This is a genomic window from Marinobacterium litorale DSM 23545 (genome assembly GCF_000428985.1).
GTDB lineage: Bacteria > Pseudomonadota > Gammaproteobacteria > Pseudomonadales > Balneatricaceae > Marinobacterium_D > Marinobacterium_D litorale.
Genome location: NZ_AUAZ01000004.1, coordinates 71,267 through 92,483 on the forward strand (window position 1 = coordinate 71,267; position 21,217 = coordinate 92,483).

At 58.2% G+C, this 21,217-nt stretch carries 22 protein-coding genes; 4 read left to right on the plus strand and 18 right to left on the minus strand.

The window, feature by feature from the left end; genetic code table 11:
• Positions 1-33: 33 nt before the first annotated feature.
• The 14 genes from G403_RS22200 to ffh all read right to left on the minus strand — a co-directional run bounded on the left by G403_RS22200 (position 34) and on the right by ffh (position 14,559).
• A complete protein-coding gene (locus tag G403_RS22200; RefSeq protein ID WP_051298551.1) occupies positions 34-1,863 on the minus strand; it encodes a bifunctional diguanylate cyclase/phosphodiesterase in 1,830 nt (609 codons plus the stop codon).
• A 73-nt stretch (positions 1,864-1,936) separates the two neighbouring features.
• A complete protein-coding gene (nfo, locus tag G403_RS0104755; protein WP_027852979.1) occupies positions 1,937-2,788 on the minus strand; it encodes a deoxyribonuclease IV in 852 nt (283 codons plus the stop codon).
• 32 nt (positions 2,789-2,820) lie between these two features.
• Positions 2,821-3,003, minus strand: coding sequence for a hypothetical protein (locus G403_RS0104760; RefSeq protein ID WP_027852980.1), 183 nt, complete (start codon positions 3,001-3,003; stop codon positions 2,821-2,823).
• Positions 3,004-3,024: 21 nt separating this feature from the next.
• Positions 3,025-4,758, minus strand: coding sequence for a single-stranded-DNA-specific exonuclease RecJ (recJ, locus tag G403_RS0104765; RefSeq protein ID WP_027852981.1), 1,734 nt, complete (start codon positions 4,756-4,758; stop codon positions 3,025-3,027).
• Between the two features lie 102 nt (positions 4,759-4,860).
• Positions 4,861-6,255, minus strand: a complete 1,395-nt coding sequence (thrC, locus tag G403_RS0104770) for a threonine synthase (RefSeq protein ID WP_027852982.1) — start codon at positions 6,253-6,255, stop codon at positions 4,861-4,863.
• Positions 6,256-6,269: 14 nt separating this feature from the next.
• Positions 6,270-7,571, minus strand: a complete 1,302-nt coding sequence (locus G403_RS0104775) for a homoserine dehydrogenase (protein ID WP_027852983.1) — start codon at positions 7,569-7,571, stop codon at positions 6,270-6,272.
• A 150-nt stretch (positions 7,572-7,721) separates the two neighbouring features.
• On the minus strand, positions 7,722-8,465 hold the full coding sequence (locus G403_RS0104780) for a DsbC family protein (protein WP_036232611.1): 744 nt from the start codon (positions 8,463-8,465) through the stop codon (positions 7,722-7,724).
• Between the two features lie 52 nt (positions 8,466-8,517).
• A complete protein-coding gene (xerD, locus tag G403_RS0104785) occupies positions 8,518-9,447 on the minus strand; it encodes a site-specific tyrosine recombinase XerD (RefSeq protein ID WP_084403934.1) in 930 nt (309 codons plus the stop codon).
• Positions 9,444-10,892 (minus strand): hypothetical protein, encoded by a 1,449-nt coding sequence (locus tag G403_RS0104790; protein WP_027852986.1) that lies wholly within the window; start codon positions 10,890-10,892, stop codon positions 9,444-9,446. The genes xerD and G403_RS0104790 overlap by 4 nt, the downstream gene beginning before the upstream one ends.
• 152 nt (positions 10,893-11,044) lie before the next feature.
• Entirely contained in the window at positions 11,045-11,401 is a 357-nt protein-coding gene (rplS, locus tag G403_RS0104795) for a 50S ribosomal protein L19 (protein WP_027852987.1), read from the minus strand.
• A gap of 9 nt (positions 11,402-11,410) precedes the next feature.
• Positions 11,411-12,166 (minus strand): tRNA (guanosine(37)-N1)-methyltransferase TrmD, encoded by a 756-nt coding sequence (gene trmD / locus G403_RS0104800; RefSeq protein WP_027852988.1) that lies wholly within the window; start codon positions 12,164-12,166, stop codon positions 11,411-11,413.
• Positions 12,167-12,169: 3 nt separating this feature from the next.
• On the minus strand, positions 12,170-12,703 hold the full coding sequence (gene rimM, locus G403_RS0104805; protein ID WP_027852989.1) for a ribosome maturation factor RimM: 534 nt from the start codon (positions 12,701-12,703) through the stop codon (positions 12,170-12,172).
• Positions 12,704-12,731: 28 nt separating this feature from the next.
• Positions 12,732-12,983 carry a 30S ribosomal protein S16 gene (rpsP, locus tag G403_RS0104810; RefSeq protein ID WP_027852990.1) on the minus strand — a complete coding sequence of 84 codons (252 nt, stop codon included), beginning with the start codon at positions 12,981-12,983 and terminating at the stop codon, positions 12,732-12,734.
• Positions 12,984-13,176: 193 nt separating this feature from the next.
• Positions 13,177-14,559, minus strand: coding sequence for a signal recognition particle protein (gene ffh / locus G403_RS0104815; protein ID WP_027852991.1), 1,383 nt, complete (start codon positions 14,557-14,559; stop codon positions 13,177-13,179).
• A 192-nt stretch (positions 14,560-14,751) separates the two neighbouring features.
• Between ffh and G403_RS0104820 the strand changes: the two genes are divergently transcribed.
• Both G403_RS0104820 and G403_RS0104825 read left to right on the plus strand, forming a co-directional pair.
• A complete protein-coding gene (locus G403_RS0104820) occupies positions 14,752-15,546 on the plus strand; it encodes a cytochrome C assembly family protein (protein ID WP_036232614.1) in 795 nt (264 codons plus the stop codon).
• 73 nt (positions 15,547-15,619) lie between these two features.
• Positions 15,620-16,900: an HlyC/CorC family transporter gene (locus tag G403_RS0104825; protein ID WP_027852993.1), complete on the plus strand. Its 1,281-nt coding sequence runs from the start codon at positions 15,620-15,622 to the stop codon at positions 16,898-16,900.
• A gap of 6 nt (positions 16,901-16,906) precedes the next feature.
• On the opposite strand, the gene G403_RS0104830 is transcribed toward G403_RS0104825, so the two are convergent.
• The gene (locus G403_RS0104830) at positions 16,907-17,101 is read right to left on the minus strand and encodes a DUF1289 domain-containing protein (protein WP_027852994.1); all 195 of its coding nucleotides are present in this window, start codon (positions 17,099-17,101) and stop codon (positions 16,907-16,909) included.
• Positions 17,098-17,691: a CoA pyrophosphatase gene (locus tag G403_RS0104835; protein ID WP_027852995.1), complete on the minus strand. Its 594-nt coding sequence runs from the start codon at positions 17,689-17,691 to the stop codon at positions 17,098-17,100. The genes G403_RS0104830 and G403_RS0104835 overlap by 4 nt, the downstream gene beginning before the upstream one ends.
• A 112-nt stretch (positions 17,692-17,803) precedes the next feature.
• Here G403_RS0104835 and G403_RS0104840 point away from each other — a divergent pair, with 112 nt between their 5' ends.
• The gene (locus G403_RS0104840; protein WP_027852996.1) at positions 17,804-18,364 is read left to right on the plus strand and encodes an NUDIX hydrolase; all 561 of its coding nucleotides are present in this window, start codon (positions 17,804-17,806) and stop codon (positions 18,362-18,364) included.
• 20 nt (positions 18,365-18,384) lie between these two features.
• Positions 18,385-18,687 carry a helix-turn-helix domain-containing protein gene (locus G403_RS0104845; protein ID WP_027852997.1) on the plus strand — a complete coding sequence of 101 codons (303 nt, stop codon included), beginning with the start codon at positions 18,385-18,387 and terminating at the stop codon, positions 18,685-18,687.
• A gap of 10 nt (positions 18,688-18,697) precedes the next feature.
• Here the strand turns inward: G403_RS0104845 and G403_RS0104850 are convergent, their stop codons facing one another.
• Both G403_RS0104850 and G403_RS0104855 read right to left on the minus strand, forming a co-directional pair.
• On the minus strand, positions 18,698-20,521 hold the full coding sequence (locus tag G403_RS0104850) for a V-type ATP synthase subunit A (RefSeq protein ID WP_027852998.1): 1,824 nt from the start codon (positions 20,519-20,521) through the stop codon (positions 18,698-18,700).
• Positions 20,518-21,216 carry a hypothetical protein gene (locus tag G403_RS0104855; RefSeq protein ID WP_027852999.1) on the minus strand — a complete coding sequence of 233 codons (699 nt, stop codon included), beginning with the start codon at positions 21,214-21,216 and terminating at the stop codon, positions 20,518-20,520. The genes G403_RS0104850 and G403_RS0104855 overlap by 4 nt, the downstream gene beginning before the upstream one ends.
• Position 21,217: the final 1 nt, after the last annotated feature.

A 21,217-nucleotide genomic window follows, 5' to 3' on the forward strand; every position in this document is an offset into this window, starting at 1 on the left:
CAAAGGCGAATGCCGGAGTGAGCGGCTCGGCGATTAAACTTTTATAACGGGACCGGGTGTCCAGGCCGGCGAGATCTGCCGACGCTCTGAGAGGTAGATGGCGCTGCCGTTGAGCTTTTTGGCCATCTTTTTGGCATCGGCCGCTAACTCGGCCACTTCATGGTAGCTGGAACACTTGTAGGGATCGGGGTGCACCACGCCGACAGAGAGCCCTAACAGCGGGAAAAAACAGGGGCTACCACTGCGATCCTGGCTCCATATCCCCCCGGCATCCAGATCGCTGGCCTTGTAGAGGCCCAGTACGTAATCATCGAACTCACGGATGACCCGCTCGCAAGCCCGGCGCCAGTCGCGCTGACGAAACAGGACCACGAAGTCATCGCCCCCCACATGGCCGATAAAGTTGACCTCCGAGCCCACATGCTCGGTCAGCAGCGCCCCCAGATGGCGGATAACCTGATCCCCCTTGGAGTAGCCGTAACAGTCGTTAAACGGCTTAAAGTTATTCAAATCAAAATAGGCGATGTGGAAATCCACGGTACGGCGCAGCAGAGAATCGATTTCGCTATTGATCGGCACATTACCGGGTAGCAGCGTCAGCGGGTTGGCGTAGCGCGCATTACGGATTTTCAGCTCGGTGATACGCTTAAGCAGATCACGTACGCTGGCCATGCCCAGATAGCACCGATCCTGCACGATGATCAGATCCTGCTGCATCAACTCCGATTCATCCTGCTCGGTAATAATCTGGGACACCTTTTCCAGCGGCATATCACTCTCGATCACCGGCGCATCGGTGCGCAGCAAACGGGAAACCGGCTTGTTTTCATAGAGCGCGCGGCCGAACTGGGCTGAAAACAGCTCCAGCAATTCCCCTCTGCGCACAACCCCCACCGGCTCACCATCCACCAGTACGGGGATGCAGTTAAGGCCCGGCGAATCCTTGAACAGGTTACTGACATCGCCCAGCAGATCTTTGGGCGACACGGCCGGTGCCGAACGTACCAGGGCGCGTGCGGTATCGGCACTGGCCAGCATCCGTTCGTTAACGCGGCTTTGCAGATAGCCGTGACGCACGGCCAATGGATCAATCAGCAAAGCCGGTCGCTCGGCGGGCCGCCCCAACAGATAGCCCTGTCCGTAGCGCACACCCAGCTCCTGTAGCGTGTGCAGCTCCTCCAGGGTCTCGATCCCTTCAGCAACCACATGGCAGTGCAGCGTATGACCAATATTGCAGATAGAGCGGACGAACTCACGCTTGACCGAGTCCCGATCGATATTGCGGATAAAATACATATCGATCTTGATGTAATCGGGATGCAGCTCGGACCAGAGCTTTAAACCGGAATAACCACTACCAAGATCATCGATAGCGATATGAAAACCCATTCGACGGTAATGCTCGACCGCTGAGCGCGTCAGGCCATGATGGTCAAAGGGGTGTTGTTCGGAAAGCTCGATGACGATATCGCTTTGCGGTACGCCAAGCTGCTCCAGCAGCTCGGCGGTAAACCCGTGCTGGTGCTCGGGTGTACTCAACAGAGAGGCGGAAACGTTAAGAAACAACTTCCCTTCAAGCGCTTCGGATGCGTAACACTCCAGAGACCGCCGCCGGCAGGCGAGCTCAAGCTCGTGAAGCATATGGTTGGCAATGGCAGCGTTAAACAGATGACAGGGCTTATGCAGCCCGCTGTTCGCCGGCCCCCGAATCAGCGCTTCCTGACCGATACACTCCCCGGTGCTGAGATCAACGATCGGCTGAAAAAGCGGGTAAAGCTGCTGATCCCGGATGATCTGGGAGAGTAAATCGGCGTCCTGTCCACCACCGCAACTCTCATCACTCAATTGCTTTTCTGCTCGCATCTGAATCACCTGGGCAAAACGTTTGTTCCCCCCGTAGGTTATGGCGATTCAGTGACAGGCTCGTGACAACCGATCAGGCAGCCTCAAGGGTAAAGCGTCGAAGCTGCTGGATCTCTTCGTGCCAGATAGCGGGATCGATGGTTTCCAGCACCAGAGGAATACCTTCAAACCGACTATCGGTCATGATGTAGCGGAACACGTCCCAACCGATCTCGCCCTGCCCCAGGCTATGATGCCGGTCCACCCGACTGCCCAGCGCAACTTTGGAGTCGTTGATATGCATCCCGCAGAGGTAATCAAAACCCACTATGTCGGCGAACTGCGCGAAGGTCCGGTCGCAGGCCTCCGGGGTACGCAGATCATAACCCGCGCTGAACGTATGACAGGTATCCAGGCAGACACCGACTCGGGTTTTATCCTCAACCCGGTCGATAATGGCCGCCAGCTGCTCGAACTCGCAGCCCAGGTTGGAGCCCTGCCCGGCGGTGTTTTCGATCACCGCGACCACGCCCTCGGTCTGATCCAGTGCAAAATTGATCGATTCGGCGATACGCGCCAGACACTCATCCACGCTGATCTTGCGCAGATGGCTGCCGGGATGGAAGTTGAGGTATTTAAGACCCAACTGCTCGCAGCGCTGCATCTCATCGAGGAACGCATCCCGTGACTTCTGCAATGCCTCCTGCTCTGGGTGCCCCAGATTAATCAGGTAACTGTCATGGGGCAGTATCTGCTCCGGCCCGAAACCGTTGGCCTCACAGTTTGCCTTGAACGTATCAATATTCTTGGCACTGAGTGGCTTGGCTTCCCAGCGCCGCTGATTTTTAGTAAACAGCGCGAAAGCGTTGGCACCGATCTCGGCCGCATTGAGCGGTGCGTTCTCCACACCGCCCGAGGCACTGACATGGGCTCCTACGTAGTACATCAACTCCCCTTCCTTATAGCTTGCCGGTGCACTTAGAGCTTGCAGGCGCCGCCGAGACAGTCGTCAAAATCCATCGACTCCAGCTCCTCTTTTTCGGCATGCAGTGCCTGAATACGGGTCAGCAACTGGCCTTCTGCGCTATCACCGCCCACCACACCTGCACGCTCAAACACGGACAGCAAGGCACTCAACTCTTCCAGACTCAGTTCATGCATCGGAAAACTCCTCTGATCGGATTAAAGCGGCAGCAGCTGCTCGATCATCAACTGCAGATTGCGCTGCCCGCGAAACTCATTGATATCCAGTCGGTAGACCAAATGCAACTCGGTCACCGACTCATCCGGCCAACGCCGGGTATCCACGTTAAATGCAATGCCATCCAGAGCCAGACCTGAAGCGGGTTCCATAACAACCAGCTTCAAATGCCGCTGCCCGACAATGCGCTGCTGCAGCACCCTGAAGCGACCGTCAAAACGGGGTTCAGGGAACTGGTGACCCCAGGGGCCCGCCTCCCGGATAAGCTCTGCCAGCTCAAGCGTAAACTCCTGGCCACCAAGACCGCCATCCGTCAGCACCCGTTGGGTCAGCGCCTGTTCATCCAGCTGACGCCGTACTTCCTGATCAAACGCCTCCCTGAACGCATCGAGCTTGTCGGCACTGAGGGAGAGTCCGGCCGCCATGGCATGGCCGCCAAACTTCTTGATTAAACCGGGGTGACGCGCCGCGACCGCATCCAGCCCATCGCGCACATGAAAGCCGCTGATCGAACGCGCGGAGCCTTTGATATCTCCCGCGTCCCCGGGTGCAAATGCAATCACCGGCCGATGGACACGCTCCTTGATCCGTGATGCCAGAATACCGATCACCCCCTGGTGCCAACTCTCGTCAAACAGGCACAGTCCATAGGGCAACTCAGCATCATCCAGCTGCAACCGGTCCAGCAGCACCAGAGCCTGCTGCTGCATCTCCTGCTCAATGCCGCGTCGCTCCCGGTTTAGGTCATCCAGCGTATGCGCCAGATCCAGTGCGTACTCATAATCCTCGCTGAGCAGGCACTCGATCCCGATGGAGATATCCTCAAGGCGGCCCGCGGCGTTAAGCCTTGGAGCAATGGCGAACCCCAGATCACTGGCTGCCAGAACTTCCCGGCGACGGCCGGCCACCTCAATCAACGCCAGCAAGCCCGGCCGAGCGCGACCGGCCCGGATCCGCTGCAACCCCTGGTATACCAGCGCGCGATTGTTGCGCTCCAGGGCCACCACGTCAGCCACCGTCCCCAGCGCCACCAGATCCAACAGGTCTGCCAGATTGGGGGCGGCGAGGCCGCGCATCTCGAACCAGCCACGCTCAGCCAGCGCGCGGCGCAACGCGATCATGACATAGAAGATCACCCCCACACCGCAGGTGGACTTGGCCATGAACCGACAGTCCGGCTGGTTGGGATTGACGATGGCAACGGCAGCAGGCAATTCGGCGCCGGGCAGATGATGGTCGGTCACCAGCACATCGATCCCCAGCTCACCTGCGCGTGCCACACCGTCGATACTGGAGATGCCGTTGTCGACCGTGATGATCAGATGGGGCTGCTGAGCGGCTGCCACCTCGACGATCTCCGGGCTCAGGCCATAGCCGAACTGGAAGCGATTTGGTACGAGATAATCAACCTCTGCAGCACCAAACTGCCTCAGGGCCAGCACCGCGAGCGTTGTACTGGTGGCACCATCACAATCGAAATCACCGACGATCAGTATCCGTTGCTGTTGCTCCAGCGCCTCCACCAGCCGCCCAACCGCCGCCTCCATACCGAGCAATGCGGTATCCGGCAGCAGCTCCTTGAGCTGCCTGCCCAGCTGATCCAGGCTTTCAACGCCCCGGCTGGCATAGATACGCGCCAGCACCGGATGCAGACCGGATAAACCGGCTGGCAGTATTTCAGGCACTGCTCGGCGCTCAATCTGTGGTTCACTCATGGCACACTTCGGAACAGGGGCGTCGGGCCGTTTAACCGGGAATCAACCGCTGTTAGCTGCAGATTAAAGAAGGGCCGGTAGAACACCGGCCCGGGGAACGTTTTAGTCGCGATGCACGTGAGACGCGATGAACGCCTGAACTTCGCCAAGATCGTTATCAATAACCTGATAACCCTCTTCTCGCTCGAACAGGTCACTCAAGTGCTCCGGCAACTGCGGCGACTCCAGGCCAGCCTTGACCACCGGCTCCGGGAACTTCACCGGATGCGCTGTCGCCAGCGTAATCATCGGCACGGATTTATCGCGCCAGCACTCCCGCGCCGCCTTGACACCGATCGCGGTGTGCGGATCGAGCAGGTAGCCGGTTTCGGCATAGACATCAGCAATCGTCTGGCAGGTCGTCTCGTCGTCCGCACAGGCACTGTCGAACAGCTCGCGTACTTTTTCCCAGCGCGCCTGATCGAGCTTAACCGGCTCGGACTTAAAGCGGTTCATCAGATCGTTGATCGCCGCACCATCACGCCCGTATACATCGAACAGCAGACGCTCGAAGTTGGAGCTGACCATGATATCCATGGACGGCGACAGGGTGTGCACCAGTTCGCCCTTGGACATATCGTTACCGGAGATCACCCGGTGCAGAATGTCATTGCGGTTGGTGGCAACAACCAGTTGGCTGATCGGCAGCCCCATCTGTTTGGCCAGATAACCGGCAAAGATATCGCCGAAATTACCGGTGGGCACTGAGAAGGCAACGGGTCGATACGGGCCACCCACGGCCAGTGAGGCCGAGAAGTAGTAGACGATCTGGGCCATGATCCGCGCCCAGTTGATCGAGTTAACCGCGCCCAGTTTCAAGCCACGCAGGAATTCCTGGTTGGCAAAGCTGTCCTTGACCATCTGCTGGCAATTGTCAAAGTTACCTTCCAGAGCAATATTGAAAACATTGTCTGCCAGAATGGTCGTCATCTGTCGACGCTGGACTTCCGACACCCGGTTATGGGGGTGCAGAATGAAGATATCCAGATGATCGGAGTGACGGCAGCCCTCGATAGCCGCGGAGCCGGTATCACCGGAGGTCGCCCCCATGATAACCAGGCGTTCACCGCGCTCGGCCAGCACATGATCCATCAGGCGTCCCAGCAACTGCAGGGCAAAATCCTTGAACGCCAGAGTCGGGCCGTGGAACAGTTCAAGCACCCATTCGTTGGTGCCCAGCTCTTTCAGCGGCGCGACAGCACTGTGGTTAAAACCGGCGTAGGTCTCGTCGATCATGCGTTTGAGATCGGCGTCTTTGATGCAGGTATCCACAAAGGGTTTGATTACCTTGAACGCCAGTTCCGCATAGGAGAGACCGGCCCAGGAGGCGATCTCTTCCCGAGAGAAGGTCGGCAGTGTCTCAGGCACGTACAGGCCGCCATCGCTGGCCAAACCTGCCAACAGTACATCGGCGAATTCCAGGGCCGGGGCGTCACCACGGGTGGAGATGTATTTCATGTCGGGATATTTCCTCAGTCAGCCAGATGCTCTACACGGATACGGATCACTTCACCCAGGATATCCGGCAGGGATTCGATCTCGCGGATCGCTTCGTTCATGGTGCGCTCGGCCACCCGCTGAGTCAGCATGATGACCGGTACCTGCGCCTCGCGGGTCTGTTTCTGGATGATCGCTTCGATGTTGATCCCTTTCTCACCCAGAATACGGGTCACGTGGGCGAGTACCCCCGGACGCTCGACCGCCTGCATGCGCAGGTAGTAACCGGTCACCACATCATCCATCGGCAGCATCGGCAGCTCGGACAGCTGGCTGGGATGGAACGCCAGGTGAGGCACGCGATTATCACGGTCGGCCGTCAAGGTACGGACCACATCCACCACATCAGCCACGACGGCAGAAGCGGTCGGCTCGGCGCCCGCACCGCTACCGTAGTAAAGCGTCTGGCCGACCGCATCGCCATCAACCATGATCGCGTTCATAACGCCGCTAACGCTGGCCAGCAGTGTCGAATGCGGAATCAGCGTGGGATGTACACGCAGCTCGATACCATCGGCGGTGCGACGGGTCAGGCCCAGATGTTTGATCCGGTAACCGAGCTCCTCGGCATACTGAACATCTTCGGTGGTGATCTTGCTGATCCCTTCGGTGTACGCCTTCTCGAACTGCAGCGGTACGCCGTAGGCGATAGACGCCAGGATGGTCAGTTTGTGAGCGGCATCGATACCCTCGACATCAAACGTGGGATCAGCTTCGGCATAGCCCAGCTCCTGAGCCTCGGCCAGCACATCATCAAAAGCGCGGCCTTTCTCGCGCATTTCGGTCATGATGTAGTTGCCGGTACCGTTGATAATGCCGGCCAGCCAGTTGATCTGGTTAGCAGACAAACCCTCACGGATCGCTTTAACGATGGGAATCCCGCCGGCAACCGATGCCTCGAACGCCACCATGACGTTCTTCTCCTGGGCGGCGGCAAAAATTTCATTGCCATGCACCGCAATCAGGGCCTTGTTGGCAGTCACCACATGTTTGCCGTTCTCGATCGCGGTCATAACCAGATCACGGGCTGTTTCGTAGCCACCGATCAGCTCAATGACAATATCGATTTCAGGGTTGGTCGCAACCGCAAAGATATCGTTGGAGATCTGGGTACCCGTGGTATCGCAGGCCGGGTTTTCGCGACGCGCACCAATCTGCTCGACAATAATGTGACGTCCTGCGCGGCGCGCGATCTCCTCGGCATTACGCATTAGTACATTGAAGGTACCGCCACCAACGGTGCCCAGACCACAGATCCCAACTTTAACCGGTTTCAAACAACACCTCGCATACTTAGTGAAAACAACCCACTAGCCGAACAATCCTGCCAGCCTAGCCTTCGCGGGCGAAAAAATGGGCTCCAGTATAGCAAACCCCGCTCATCCACATCCATGAGGGATGCGGGCGAATAATCCGCGAACCGGATATCAAAGACCCAGTATCTGCGCCAGGCGATCGGCCGGGAGGTAACCGGGCAGCATTCTGCCATCATCCAGAACCAGTGCAGGCGTACCATTGACACCCAGGCGCTGACCCAACGCGAACTGCTCAAGTACCGGGTTATCACAGTCAGCGGCCTGCAGGCCTGCGCCCTGTTTCGCCCGCGTCATCAGCTCTCGGCGCTGCTCACCCTCTGCACACCAGATCGCGGTCATTTTGGCCGCGGCAGCGGAGCGCTCGCCACCCCGGGGAAAAGCCAGATAATCGACCTGAACTCCCATCCGGTTGAGCTCGGCAACTTCATCGTGAAGTTTGCGACAGTAAGCGCAATCCACGTCAGTGAATACCTGGATCCGGGCCTTGGTCTCACCGGTCGCCGGGAAGATCACACGCTCTTCAGCCGGAACCTCAGCCAACGCCTGAACCCGCACCCCCTGCAACCGCTGTTCGGTCAGGTTAACCAGCCCCTGCTCGCCGGCCAGACGGTAAAGCTGCCCGGCCAGCATATACCCGGCGCTCTCATCCACATAGAGAACCTCTCCGGAATCAAGCACCACCTCATACAAACCCGGTAAACCAGACTCCGCGACCGTTTCGATGCTCAGGCGGGGGTCGATCTGTGCGAGGCGATCAGCAAGACGCGCCTTTACGGCATCATCGATATCAGCGGCACCGGCAGGCGCAGCGATTAACAGGGAAAAGGTGATCAAAGCGGCAATAACAGCACGCATAACGCCTCCAGTGGGTTGGATTTCGGATTGACGAGTTTACCACCGCATCAGACTATCCGCGCGGATGATGTTCCCGATGCATCGCCTGCAAGCGGGCGGTCGCTATATGGGTATAAATCTGAGTCGTCGACAGACTGCTATGACCCAGCAACATCTGTACGACCCTCAAATCCGCCCCATGGTTCAGCAGATGTGTTGCGAAAGCGTGGCGCAAGACATGCGGCGACAGCGGTTTATCGATACCGGCTTCAACCGCGTACCGCTTTATACGGTGCCAGAACGTCTGCCGCGTCATCGCCCGGCCCCGCTGACTCAAGAACACATGCTCCTCTCCGGGATGCGCCCCCAACTCATCGCGGGCCTGTCTGAAGTAGCGCTCAATCCAGCTCAGCGCTTCATCACCAACGGGAATCAGACGTTCTTTATTACCTTTACCGACCACACGTATCACGCCCACGCGGCGGTCCAGCTCACCCAGCTCCAGCCCGACCAGTTCAGTGACACGCAAACCACAGGCGTAAAGCAGCTCCAGCATGGCGCGATCCCTGAGCCCTAACGCAGACGCCGTATCCGGCGCTCGAAGCAGCGCTTCAACATCCTGTTCGGTCAGGGTTTTAGGTAGGGGACGCCCACGCCGTGGCGTATCGATATCCAGGGTAGGATCAGCGGAAACAGCTCGCTCGCGCACGAGGTAACGATAAAAACCACGCAGTGTAGAGAGCAGGCGAGATGTGGAGCCGGGACGGCGACGCTGCTCCAGACGCCAATGCAGATGTTCCTGAAGATGCAAGCGCGTTGCATCTGTCAGCGTCAGGTTACGCTCGTTAAGCCAGCAACCAAAATGGTTAAGGTCACGCTGGTAGGCCGCTCGCGTGTTGTCACTCAGACCCCGTTCAAGCCAGAGAAAATCAAGATACTGCTCTATCCACTGCCGATCGACCGCCAGGGGCCGACGGGCCCGCCGGCGGTGGTCCTCTGTCAACGATAAACCTCAACCGTCTTTATCTGCTCAAGATTCAGAGGATAGATAACGATACCGCGCTGGAGACGCTGCTCAATGCGGATCTCCCCTCCCTTAACATCAAGCATCCTGCCACTGAGCGCATTACCTAACTCGGTGTAAACGCGCACCTGAGCACCTTCCCATGATGCGAGCTGGTTTTTAGCCGTCACCTGGAACCGCTTTGGTTCAGGTTCGGGGTCACGCTTTGCCATACCGCGCAGCAGGTCATCCTCCTCCGACTCTACGGCGTCATCACCGGTTTCAGCTGCGATCTCTGCCGAAGCAGACGCCTCTGACGAGGAAGCTTCCGGAGCCGCCTCCGCTGTTTCTGGGGCTTGCTCCACCAGCTGAGGGTTCTTTAACGACGGTTCCGGCATCCGATCCGGCAGTTGCGGCGGCACCATAATGGCTGCCCAGTTGATCGTATCAATCGCAACCGGCTGATCATTGACCCGGACACGCATATTCAGACGTTCGATAAGCTCGGTCGGCGCGCCCATGCCCGCCATCACTTCCGGCCCCAATCCTCCCGGAGGATCGATCACAACATTGATCCGCCCGCGCGGCTGATTAACCCCGGTATACATGGCCCAAACAGGCTCGGGCAGATCAACGCCCTGGGAAAGCAGCATCTGCTCCAGTAAACGACGATGCTCAGCCAGGTAAGCATCCACCTCAACACCCGCCTTTTCCGAGCAGAAGCGATTGCGACGGATGTTATAGCCACCATCCTGATACTCAACCTCGATGCGCTGTAATCGGGGATTAGCCGCCAGCATTTGGGACGGCGCCAGATTACTGCCAGCAACGGACAGTTCGATATCCATATTGGAGCGTCCGATAGCATCCAGATCCGCATTGGCCATAATGCGAACAAAACGCTCTGCCGGGTTAACCTGCAATGAACTCATCAAATCCATCTTGACCCGGTTATAGCCCATTTCCCGCAGTGCCTGGGTATCCAGATTCTGCACATCCCCGCACGCCAGTGCATTCGGACTCACCGCATCGGCTGACAGCGACGCCATCTCGGCGGCCTGCGCCTCCATCGACTTAATAAGACCGCTATTGAGGCCCACTTCCAGACCGTTGATCATCAGACTCAGATAGGGCGGCCAATCACCGGACTCGATGCGTCCCTGAGGATCAAGAAAAAAGAGTGGATCCTGCGATTTGATCCGGATGGAATCGATGGGGATGGTGGTGCCATCGGTGTGCAGACGGATATTAACACCATCGACACCGACCTCGCCCAACGGGTGGGCATAGATGGCACCGTAGGTGACTTCCGCCACCGGCATCGCCTGCTCCACGAACCTGTCGGCATAGGACTTAACCTGATACCAATAGAAGCCATAGGCACCTGCCGCCAGGATAGCGGGCAGTAGCACCAGAATAGAGAACCAGGTGGCGAGCTTGCGCATAGCCGCTCCTTATATCGTTCATCCCTTGATCTAATGGATTCTATGTCCCCAATGCCAAAATGGCGAGTGCTTGACCCTGCTTGAGATCATAAAACGCAAAAAGGGTGGCCTTTCGACCACCCTTTTTGGAAGCTTGCGCGACGTGGAATCGCTTAGCCCAGCTTCTCCTTGATACGTGCGGACTTACCGCTACGCTCACGCAGGTAGTACAACTTGGCCTGGCGCACGTCACCACGACGCTTGACTTCGATACCTTCTACAGTCGGGCTGTAGGTCTGGAAGGTACGCTCAACGCCCACACCGTGGGAGATCTTACGTACGGTGAAGGCAGAGTTCAGGCCGCGGTTACGCTTGCCGATTACTACACCTTCAAACGCCTGCAGACGGCTACGGTTGCCCTCTACCACGCGTACCTGGATAACTACGGTATCACCCGGAGCAAATGCCGGGATTTCTTTACCAGTCTGTTCAGCTTCGATCTGCTGAATGATTGCGTTTTTGCTGCTCATCGCTCGCTCCTAATTTTCACCCGCCCGCCCTTCGGCCTCGCGGATATATTCGCTTAACAGCGCTTGTTGTTCCGGGTCCAGTTCGATCTGTTTCAGCAGGTCGGGGCGCCGCTGCCAGGTTCGACCCAGCTGCTGCTTGAGTCGCCAGCGCCGAATCCGCTCATGATTACCACTGAGCAGAACCTCCGGCACTTCCATCCCATCAAGCGATTCCGGACGTGTGTAGTGCGGACAATCCAGAAGCCCTTCGAAGAAGGAGTCTTCAGTTGCCGAATCACTGTGCCCCAGTACGCCCGGAAGCATTCGCGACACGGCATCGACCAACACCATCGCAGGCAGCTCACCACCGCTGAGAACGAAGTCACCCAGTGACCACTCCTCATCGACTTCAGCCTGGATCAGTCGCTCATCTATCCCCTCGTAACGCCCCGCCACCAGGATCAGACTTTGCGCCTGCGCCAGCTCGGCCACCCCGGCCTGATCCAGCCTGCGCCCCTGAGGGGAGAGGTAGATCACCCGGGCACCGTCACCCGCCGCCGCTTTCGCAGCATGAATCGCATCACGCAATGGCTGAACTTTCATCAGCATTCCCGGGCCGCCGCCGTAGGGGCGATCATCCACGGTACGGTGCCGGTCATGCGTGAAATCACGCGGGTTCCAGCACTCGACGCTGATCAGTTCATTGCGCACTGCTCGTCCGGTGACGCCGTAGCGGGTAAGCGCTTCAAACATCTCCGGGAACAGGGATACGATCCCGAACCACACGACTCAGAACTCCGGGTCCCAATCGACCCGCATAATGCCTGAATCCAGATCAATCTCTTTGACCACCTGATCGGGGAGCCAGGGCAACAGACGCTCTTCGCGATCAATGCTGTCCTCTGTACCCTTAACCACCAGCACGTCATTGGCGCCGGTTTCCATCAGATGATCCACCCGACCCAGCAACACGCCGGATTCGGTATATACCAACAGGTTTTCCAGCTGGCTCCAGTAATACTCGCCTGACTCCAATTGCGGCAGTTCCGTTTTCGGCACCGCAATCTCGAGATTGGTGTACAACCTCGCCTGTTCAGGAGACTCAACCTTATCCAGCCGGGCGACCAGACCCTTACCGTGTTTTTTACCGCCGACCCGCTTGAGCTCGGTCCATCGACCGTCCAAACGTACCAGCCACGGTGAGTAGGTCAGGATATTTTCCATCGGCTCGGTGTAGGAGTAGACCTTGATCCAACCCTTGACACCGTAGGTGGAGGTGAAGCGCCCGAGGGTTACAACATCCTCTTCGCTATATTCACGCATCCTGACTCAGCCTGCTCGTCAACGTTTCTTACTGTGCTGCCTTGCGGGCATCCTTGATCAGCGCCGCTACGCGATCAGACGGCTGAGCGCCTTTGCCGATCCAGTAATCGATACGCTCCAGATTGACGCGCAGCTTCTCTTCCTGGCCGCGAGCAACCGGGTTGAAAAAACCGACCCGCTCAATAAAGCGGCTGTCACGCGCAAAGCGCGAGTCGGCAACAGTGATGTGATAGAACGGACGCTTTTTGGCGCCACCACGAGACAAACGAATAGTGACCATGCGCTGGACCCCTTTATTTCGCGGGATGGGTTTTAGGATCGCCCATCGTGATTGTTTCCTCTGGGCTAAACGTGAAACCGCCTCACCCCGAGGGCCTTACAAAAATCAGGGCGGCAATTCTACGCGAATCCACCGCCCTATAAAAGCTATTTCGTGTACTTTTTAGCCAACGCGCACATCGCGCGAGCGCCCGTCAGAAGCGGGGGAAGCCACCGCCGCCACCCATACCCGGCGGCATCATCCCCTTCATGTTACGCGCCATCTTGGCCATGCCCCCCTTGGAGCCAAATTTCTTCATCATCTTGGCCATCTGCTTGTGCTGTTTAAGCAGACGATTGACGTCCTGGATCTGGGTTCCTGACCCCATGGCGATGCGGCGCTTGCGCGAGCCATTGATGATATCGGGGTTGCGGCGCTCCTTCATGGTCATGGAGTTGATAATGACCTCCATCTGCCCCATGCCTTTCTCTGCCTGAGCGCTCTGCGCGGCCTGGGCCATCTGCCCCATGCCGGGCAGTTTCTCCAGCATCGACATCATTCCGCCCATGTTCTTCATCTGTTGCAGCTGCTCGCGAAAATCTTCCAGGTCGAAACCTTTGCCCTTGGTAACCTTCTTGGCAAATTTTTCAGCCTTGTCCTTATCGATCTTGCGCTCGGCTTCCTCGATCAGGGAAAGCACATCCCCCATGCCCAGGATACGGGACGCCACGCGATCCGGGTGGAAAGGCTCGAGTGCATCGCTCTTCTCACCAATACCCAGGAACTTGATCGGCTTACCGGTGATATGACGCACGGAGAGCGCCGCACCACCACGGGCATCACCGTCGGTTTTGGTCAGGATCACACCGGTCAGCGGCAGGACTTCATTAAAGGCCTTCGCCGTGTTGGCCGCATCCTGACCGGTCATGGAGTCGACAACAAACAGCGTTTCCACCGGTTCGACCGCCGCATTCAACCGCTTGATCTCGTCCATCATGTCACTGTCGACATGCAAACGACCGGCGGTATCGAGAATCACCACGTCATGATGCTGAATCTTGGCGTGCGCGATAGCACCGTTGGCGATATCGACCGGATCCTGATCCGCTGTGGAGGGGAAGAAATCCACTCCCACTTCGCCTGCCAGGGTTTCGAGCTGGCGGATCGCCGCCGGGCGGTAGATATCCGCCGACACCACCAGCACCTTCTTCTTTTTACGCTCTTTCAAAAAGCGTGCGAGCTTGCCCACCGAGGTCGTCTTACCGGCCCCCTGCAGACCCGCCATCATCAGCACGGCCGGCGGCTTGGTGGAGAGATCCAGCTCTTCGTTGGCTTCCCCCATCACTTTAACCAGCTCTTCGTTAACGATCTTAACGAAGACCTGGCCCGGGCTCAGGCTCTTGCTGACTTCCTGCCCGACAGCGCGCTCTTTAACACCGTTGATGAACTCTTTCACCACCGGCAAGGCCACGTCCGCCTCGAGCAGTGCCATACGCACTTCCCGCAGGGTGCCCTTGATATTCTCTTCAGTCAGTCGGGCCTGACCGGTAACGCTACGCAGCGTCTGTGTCAGTCGTTCCGTCAGATTGTCGAACATGAAAAACCTCTGCCTTGGACACCGGATAATAGGGCCGTTTTAGCCGCACACGCGATAAGGAACGGTGCCTCGATTGCTTGATCGCCACATTATACAGGAGCCACTGCTAACTAGGCACCCACCCACAGTGTCTCAATATTTCCCTGCTCCCCTATTTGTGACAAACTAGCGCGCTTATTAGGGAGGAGTTCAATGCTGTTCATCGCTACGCTGATCGCAATTATCGGCTACGCTGGAGGCGCCTGGCTGCAGTGGCAGCGTGTAGCCGCACCGGGCGAGGGGCAGCGCAACCTGATTCGGGCCCTCGGCCTGGGCGCATTCGTTGTGCACGGCTACGCCGTCTATGATGTTCTGCACTACCCGGAAGGGATCGATCTGGGAACCTTCCCGGTGGGCTCGCTGATCGCCTGGGTGGTGGTTGGGATTCTGCTCGCCAGCAGCCTGCGCCAGAAACTCGACAACCTGTTTATCGGTGCCTTTCCCATGGCGGCGATTACGGCCGCACTGGCTGCCTTTGGCCCGGATACCGGCGATCACCGCCTCTACCCGGGCGGACTGGTGATCCACATTCTGCTCTCACTGCTGGCTTACAGCATTTTCACCCTTGCCGCGTTGCAGGCACTGGTACTGTCCCGCCAGGAGCACTTGCTCAAGCATCATCACACCCGCGGGCTGATCCATACGTTACCGCCCCTGCAGATCATGGAACGGCTGCTGTTCGATATGCTCTGGTGCGGTTTCATCCTTCTCAGCGTGTCACTGGTCACCGGCTTTTTCTTTGTTGAGGACCTGTTTGCCCAACACCTGGCCCACAAAACGATACTGTCGATTATTGCCTGGCTGGTCTATGCCATCCTGCTGGCAGGTCGCCTGCTGATGGGATGGCGCAGTCAGACGGCGGTGCGCTGGACACTGGGCGGGTTCATCCTGTTGATGCTGGCGTTTTTCGGCTCAAAAATAGTGGTTGAGATGCTTCTAAAGGGCTAGCTCCGGCCGGCTTGACAGGGTACCCCTCGGACCAGACAATGGGGTCCCTTTTTCAGGTTAAGGTTTCACCACTTTGGAAGACGCGTCGATAAGCTCGTTACTCATCATTCTGCTGCTTCTCATCATCTGCTCTGCGTTCTTCTCCAGCTCCGAAACCGGCATGATGTCGCTCAACCGTTACCGTCTGCGGCACATGGTCAAGAACAATCATCGGGGCGCACGCCAGGCCAGCAGTTTGCTGGAACGGCCCGACCGCCTGATTGGCCTGATCCTGATCGGTAATAACTTTGTAAATATCCTGGCCTCGGCCATCGCCACCGTGATCGCCGTACGCATCTGGGGCGATGCCGGCATCGCCATCGCCACCACCGGCCTGACGCTGGTCATCCTGATTTTTGCTGAGGTCTCGCCCAAAACCGTGGCAGCCCTGCACCCGGAACGGATCGCGTTTCCCGCGGCCTATATCCTGCGTCCCATGCTCACGTTGCTCTATCCGCTGGTGGTCATCGTTAACACCATCACCAACGGTTTTCTGCGCCTGTTTGGCATCAACCTCTCCGGCAACAGCAACGAACACCTGAGTACCGAAGAGCTGAGGACCCTGGTTAATGAAGCCGGCTCACTGCTGCCACAACGCAATCAATCGATGCTACTCGGTGTTCTGGAACTGGCTGACGTGACCGTCAATGACATCATGATCCCTCGCAGCGAGGTGGAAGGGATCGACCTGGATCAGGAACTCGATGAGATTCTGACTCAACTGTCCCACACCAAACACACCCGCCTGCCCGTTTACCATGGTGATATCAACCAGGTTATCGGCATCCTGCATATGCGCAACCTGGCGCAACTGATCCAGCAGGGGCAGGTCACCAAACCGGCGATCATGCAGGTAGTACGCGAGCCTTACTTTGTACCGGAAAGTACACCGCTGCAGACCCAGCTGCTGAACTTCCAGAAGCAGAGCCGCCGTATCGGTATTGTGGTGGACGAATATGGTGATATCGAAGGGATCGTCACGCTGGAGGATATTCTGGAGGAGATCGTCGGTGAACTGTCGGCGGACAACGCGGGGCTCAACCAGGAGATCCATCCACAGGAGGATGGCAGCTACTTTATCGACGGCACGGCATATATCCGGGAGATCAACAAGAATCTGGACTGGAACCTGCCCACCGACGGTCCCAAGACATTAAACGGATTGATTACCGAAACGCTGGAGTCGCTGCCCGACGCCAATGTCTGCCTGCGGCTGGACGATTATCACTTTGAAACACTTCAAATCAGCGATAACCGGGTGAAAACCGTGCGTATCCACAAGGGGACACCCCAGCGACGCGGTAAGCACGGCTGAGACTGATTAAATATCGGTCTCACCCGCTTCTCGACGCCGAATCAGCGCCCAGACCGCCCGTTTCTCTTCATCGCTCATGGCACCCCAGTCAGCGATCTCCAGGCCACTGCGGCGACAGGCCGTGCACAGATCGTGCTCATCCAGCATACAGATCCCCAGACAGGGGCTGGGCACCGCCGCGCGGCGGGTCTGTTCACTCATACTTCCTCCCGATGCTCTGGCCGCGGTCGCATGGGCAAACCGGCATCAAACCCTATATTCAGCAACTCCACCAGCACATAGGCGGTCAGTCCCCAGATAATCTCACCCTCATACGCCCAGGCCGGCACATAATGAGTCTTGCCCCGGAACGGGATCTGATCAGTACGCAACGGCGGCTGTTCAATGAAGAAGCTCAGTGGAACCCGGAAAATCATCTCGATCTCATCCGGGTTCGGTATCAGCTGGATACGGGGGGGAATAATCCCGACCCAGGGCGTAACCGCCAACTGATGCTTGGAAACCAGCTGACCTAACGAACCAATCACCCGCACTTTGCCGGAATCGAGCCCAACCTCTTCACGGGCCTCACGCAGCGCCGTCGCCAAAAGATCGGTATCCTCCGTATCTTTCTTCCCCCCCGGAAAAGCCACCTCACCCCGGTGTGTAGACAGCGTTTTCGAGCGCAGGGTCAGGATCACTTCCGGATCCGGCTTATCGGTCAGCGCGACCAGAACTCCGGCTTCGGAGCCCGGCGCACGAAGCCGCCATGGCCGGTGCGTCGCCAGCCGTTCGGTCAGTTGTTCTAGCATAGATATCTCCGACAGTCGGTCTATGATACCCCGCCGTCGGTTATTGGAAAACTTCGCTGTTGAGCCGCTTCCTTCACCTCCCTAAAATGGAGAAAAAAGCCGGAAACGAATTATGAAATATTGCAGCCAGTGTGGCGAAAGCGTCGAGCAGCGTATCCCGGAGGGCGACAACCGGGAACGCCACGTATGCCCGGCTTGCGGCACAATCCACTACCATAACCCGCGCGTCATCGCCGGCTGCCTGCCGGTCTATGGTGATCGAGTACTGCTGTGCCGCCGGGCCATTGAGCCGCGTCTGGGCTACTGGACGCTGCCGGCCGGGTTCATGGAGAACGGCGAATCCACCGAAGATGCGGCACGTCGGGAGACCCGCGAAGAGGCGTGCACCGAGGTGGATATCGTCTCGCTCTACACACTGACCTCCATCATCCACGTCAACCAGGTGCAACTGATCTATCTGGCACAGATGCCGGAAAAGCGCTTCGGCCCATCAGAGGAATCACTGGAGGTCAGGCTGTTTCGCGAGGATGAGATTCCCTGGGACAACCTTGCTTTTGAGACCATCCGCCAGGTGCTAACGCTTTATTTTCAGGATCGCAAGCACCAGCAGTTCCCTCTACGCCATATGGAGATTGACCGGAACGCCTTTCACAGCGCCCGGGTACACCTCTAATCAATCAGCGAGATACGTTCTTGGAATACAGTAAAGCGGCACTGGCGTTTCAGCGCAAAATCTACCTGGCCTGGCTGATCGACCAGTCACCCCACAGTCTGCTCAGCCTGCAACACACCACCGGCATGCCCCGCCGTACGCTTCAGGATACCCTGAAAACCCTGTCCGACCTGGGGATTCAGTGCACCTTCGAGCAGCAAAGTGGCGAGCGTAATAACCAGGGTCACTACCGGATCGCGGACTGGGGACCGATCGACCCCACATGGGTCAGCCACCACCGGTCTGCAATCTGCTCGGCACTGGGCATACCGGCAACGGACTGACCCGCGCGGATCAGTCCAGGCTGCCGGTTTTACGCAACGTCTCGATCTGTTTGAGGTAACCGCGATAGTCCGGGCTGTCCTGACGGCTGTAGTTGAGGTTACGAATCAGCCCTGTCAGTGTCACAAAGTAATCGCGCGCTGCTTCCTTATCGGCCAGGTTTGGCAGCTTTTCCAGGCACTCGACCAACAGGCTGAGTAACACCTGCTGCCGCTCGATCGGTGTAGAAACATCCACCGGGTCAAACGCATCCTGCTGCAGGTAAACCTGATCCAGGCAACGCGCTTTCTGCCACGTGAGGTAGTCCTCCAGTGTGACCCCCTCCTCCCCGGTCACCTCCATCATCTGCTGCACGGACTCACCCTCTTTAAGCAGTCTGACCAACTGCCGCACACGATCAGTCCAGCCTGCTTCCAGCTCCTGCTCGAACCAGGGGCTGAGTTGATCCAGATAACGTGACCAGGAGATCAGCGGGTCCACCGCCGGATAAGCGCGTTTATAGGCCCGGTCTGCGCTGAGCCCCAGGAAGGTTTTGACGGTACGTAGCGTCGCCTGCGTCACCGGTTCTTCGAAATTACCGCCTGCCGGAGATACCGTACCAATCAGGGTCAGTGAGCCCTCACCTCCATCGAACGTCGTGACAACGCCCGCTCGTTCGTAAAGCGCTCGAATGGATGACTCAAGATAGGCCGGGAAGGCCTCCTCACCGGGGATCTCCTCCAAACGCCCGGAGGTTTCGCGCATGGCCTGCGCCCAACGGGAGGTGGAGTCGGCGATCAACAGCACGTTATAGCCCATCTGACGGTAATACTCGCTGATGGTAATCCCGGTGTAGATCGACGCTTCACGGGCCGCCACCGGCATGGAGGAGGTGTTGCAGATAATCACCGTCCGGTCCATCAGGGTTCCACCCCGCGGGTCCGGTGTGTTGGGAAACTCAGTGATCGTTTCCACAACCTCACCGGCACGTTCACCGCAGGCCACGATCACGACAATATCCACGTCCGAATAGCGCGAAATCAGGCTCTGCAGTACCGTTTTACCGGCGCCGAACGGCCCGGGTATACAGGCCGTACCGCCGCGCGCCACTGGGAAGAAGGTGTCGATCAGACGGATACTGGTCAGCAGTGGCTGGCTGGGGAAAAGGCGCTCGCAGTAGCCTTCACGCAGCAGGTCACGATTCACCGGAATTCGCACCGGCCAGTTCTGCTGCATGGTCACCTCGCGCTCGCGCCCCTGCCCATCGGTCAGACGCACCACCGGGGTCGTGACCGTGAAGCTGCCCTCCTGCACCCAGCTGACCTCGGCCTCACCACGCATATTGAACGGTGCCAGAATCCGATGTTCAAAGCGCCCCTCCTGAACGGTACCCAGCAGGCTGCCTGCACGGACGCGAGAGCCGATCTTTACCTTGGGCACGAACGACCAGTGCTGTTCCTGATCGATACCGTCAACCTCCAAGCCACGTGGCAGGAAAAACCCATGCTGACTGGCGATAAGCTCTAACGGATTCTGCAAGCCATCATAAACCTGACCCAGCAACCCCGGCCCCAGCGAAACCGACAGCATCTCACCGGTCTGCTCTACCGCGTCCCCCACGGCCACGCCCCGGGTGTTCTCGAACACCTGAGCATCCGCCTCGCCGTAGCGCACGCGCAAAACCTCGGCCTTCAGTTTCTCCTCAAAGCGCGCTTGCGAACGCTTCGGGCAGATCAGAACCACCTCATTCTTAATGATGGGATAAAAACTTCCCTCGTCATCGGTGAGCAGCGCTATGGTTACGATATCGTCATGCACCGCTTTCACACGTGCGCGGATCTGTCCCGGCTCCGTCATGCCTTGCTCCCTTCACCCATCGATAGACCGGTCTCGGCATCAAAACGGGCCAACGCACCGCTTACCCACCGGTCGAAATACTCTTGTGCACTGGTCGCGCTCCAGCGCAGCCGATACTCAGCCAACGCCCAGCGCAGTCGATACCCCGCCACCGCGGCAAAACCAAACCCCTGCTCCTGCTCCAGACGCGTCAGGCGATGCCATAACCGCTCCAGCAGCAGCATCTCCAGCTCACGACTCTGATTAGCCTCCAGCGCATCTTTCGCCCGGGACAACCAGGGAAAACGGCGTTCCAGCCCCAACAGCGGCTGCTGCCAGTTACGCCGAATCAGCCAAACCAGCGGCCCAAACCCCTTAAAATTGCTGCCATCCTGCTGGCCCGCCAACCGGTAGCGCAGCGCGGCCACCAACGTGCGCGACTGCAGATAATCGGCAATCACCTCGGCCAGCGCCGGGTCCTCAATCGCTGCCAGCTCCTCCTCCCAGAGTCGAATTTCATCACTGTCCGAGAGAGTCTCATCGCCCAGCCGCTCCCGCTGGCATAAGCGCAGCGCCCGCTGTAACTGTTCAGCATCCGACGGCGTCAACATGCTCAGCCGCTGCTCCAGCTTGAGCGTGGAGCAGGGCAACTCCTTGAGCCGGTCCAGCGGTGCCAGCCAGGGCAGCGCCGGAATCAGCGTGTAGTAATCGGCCATA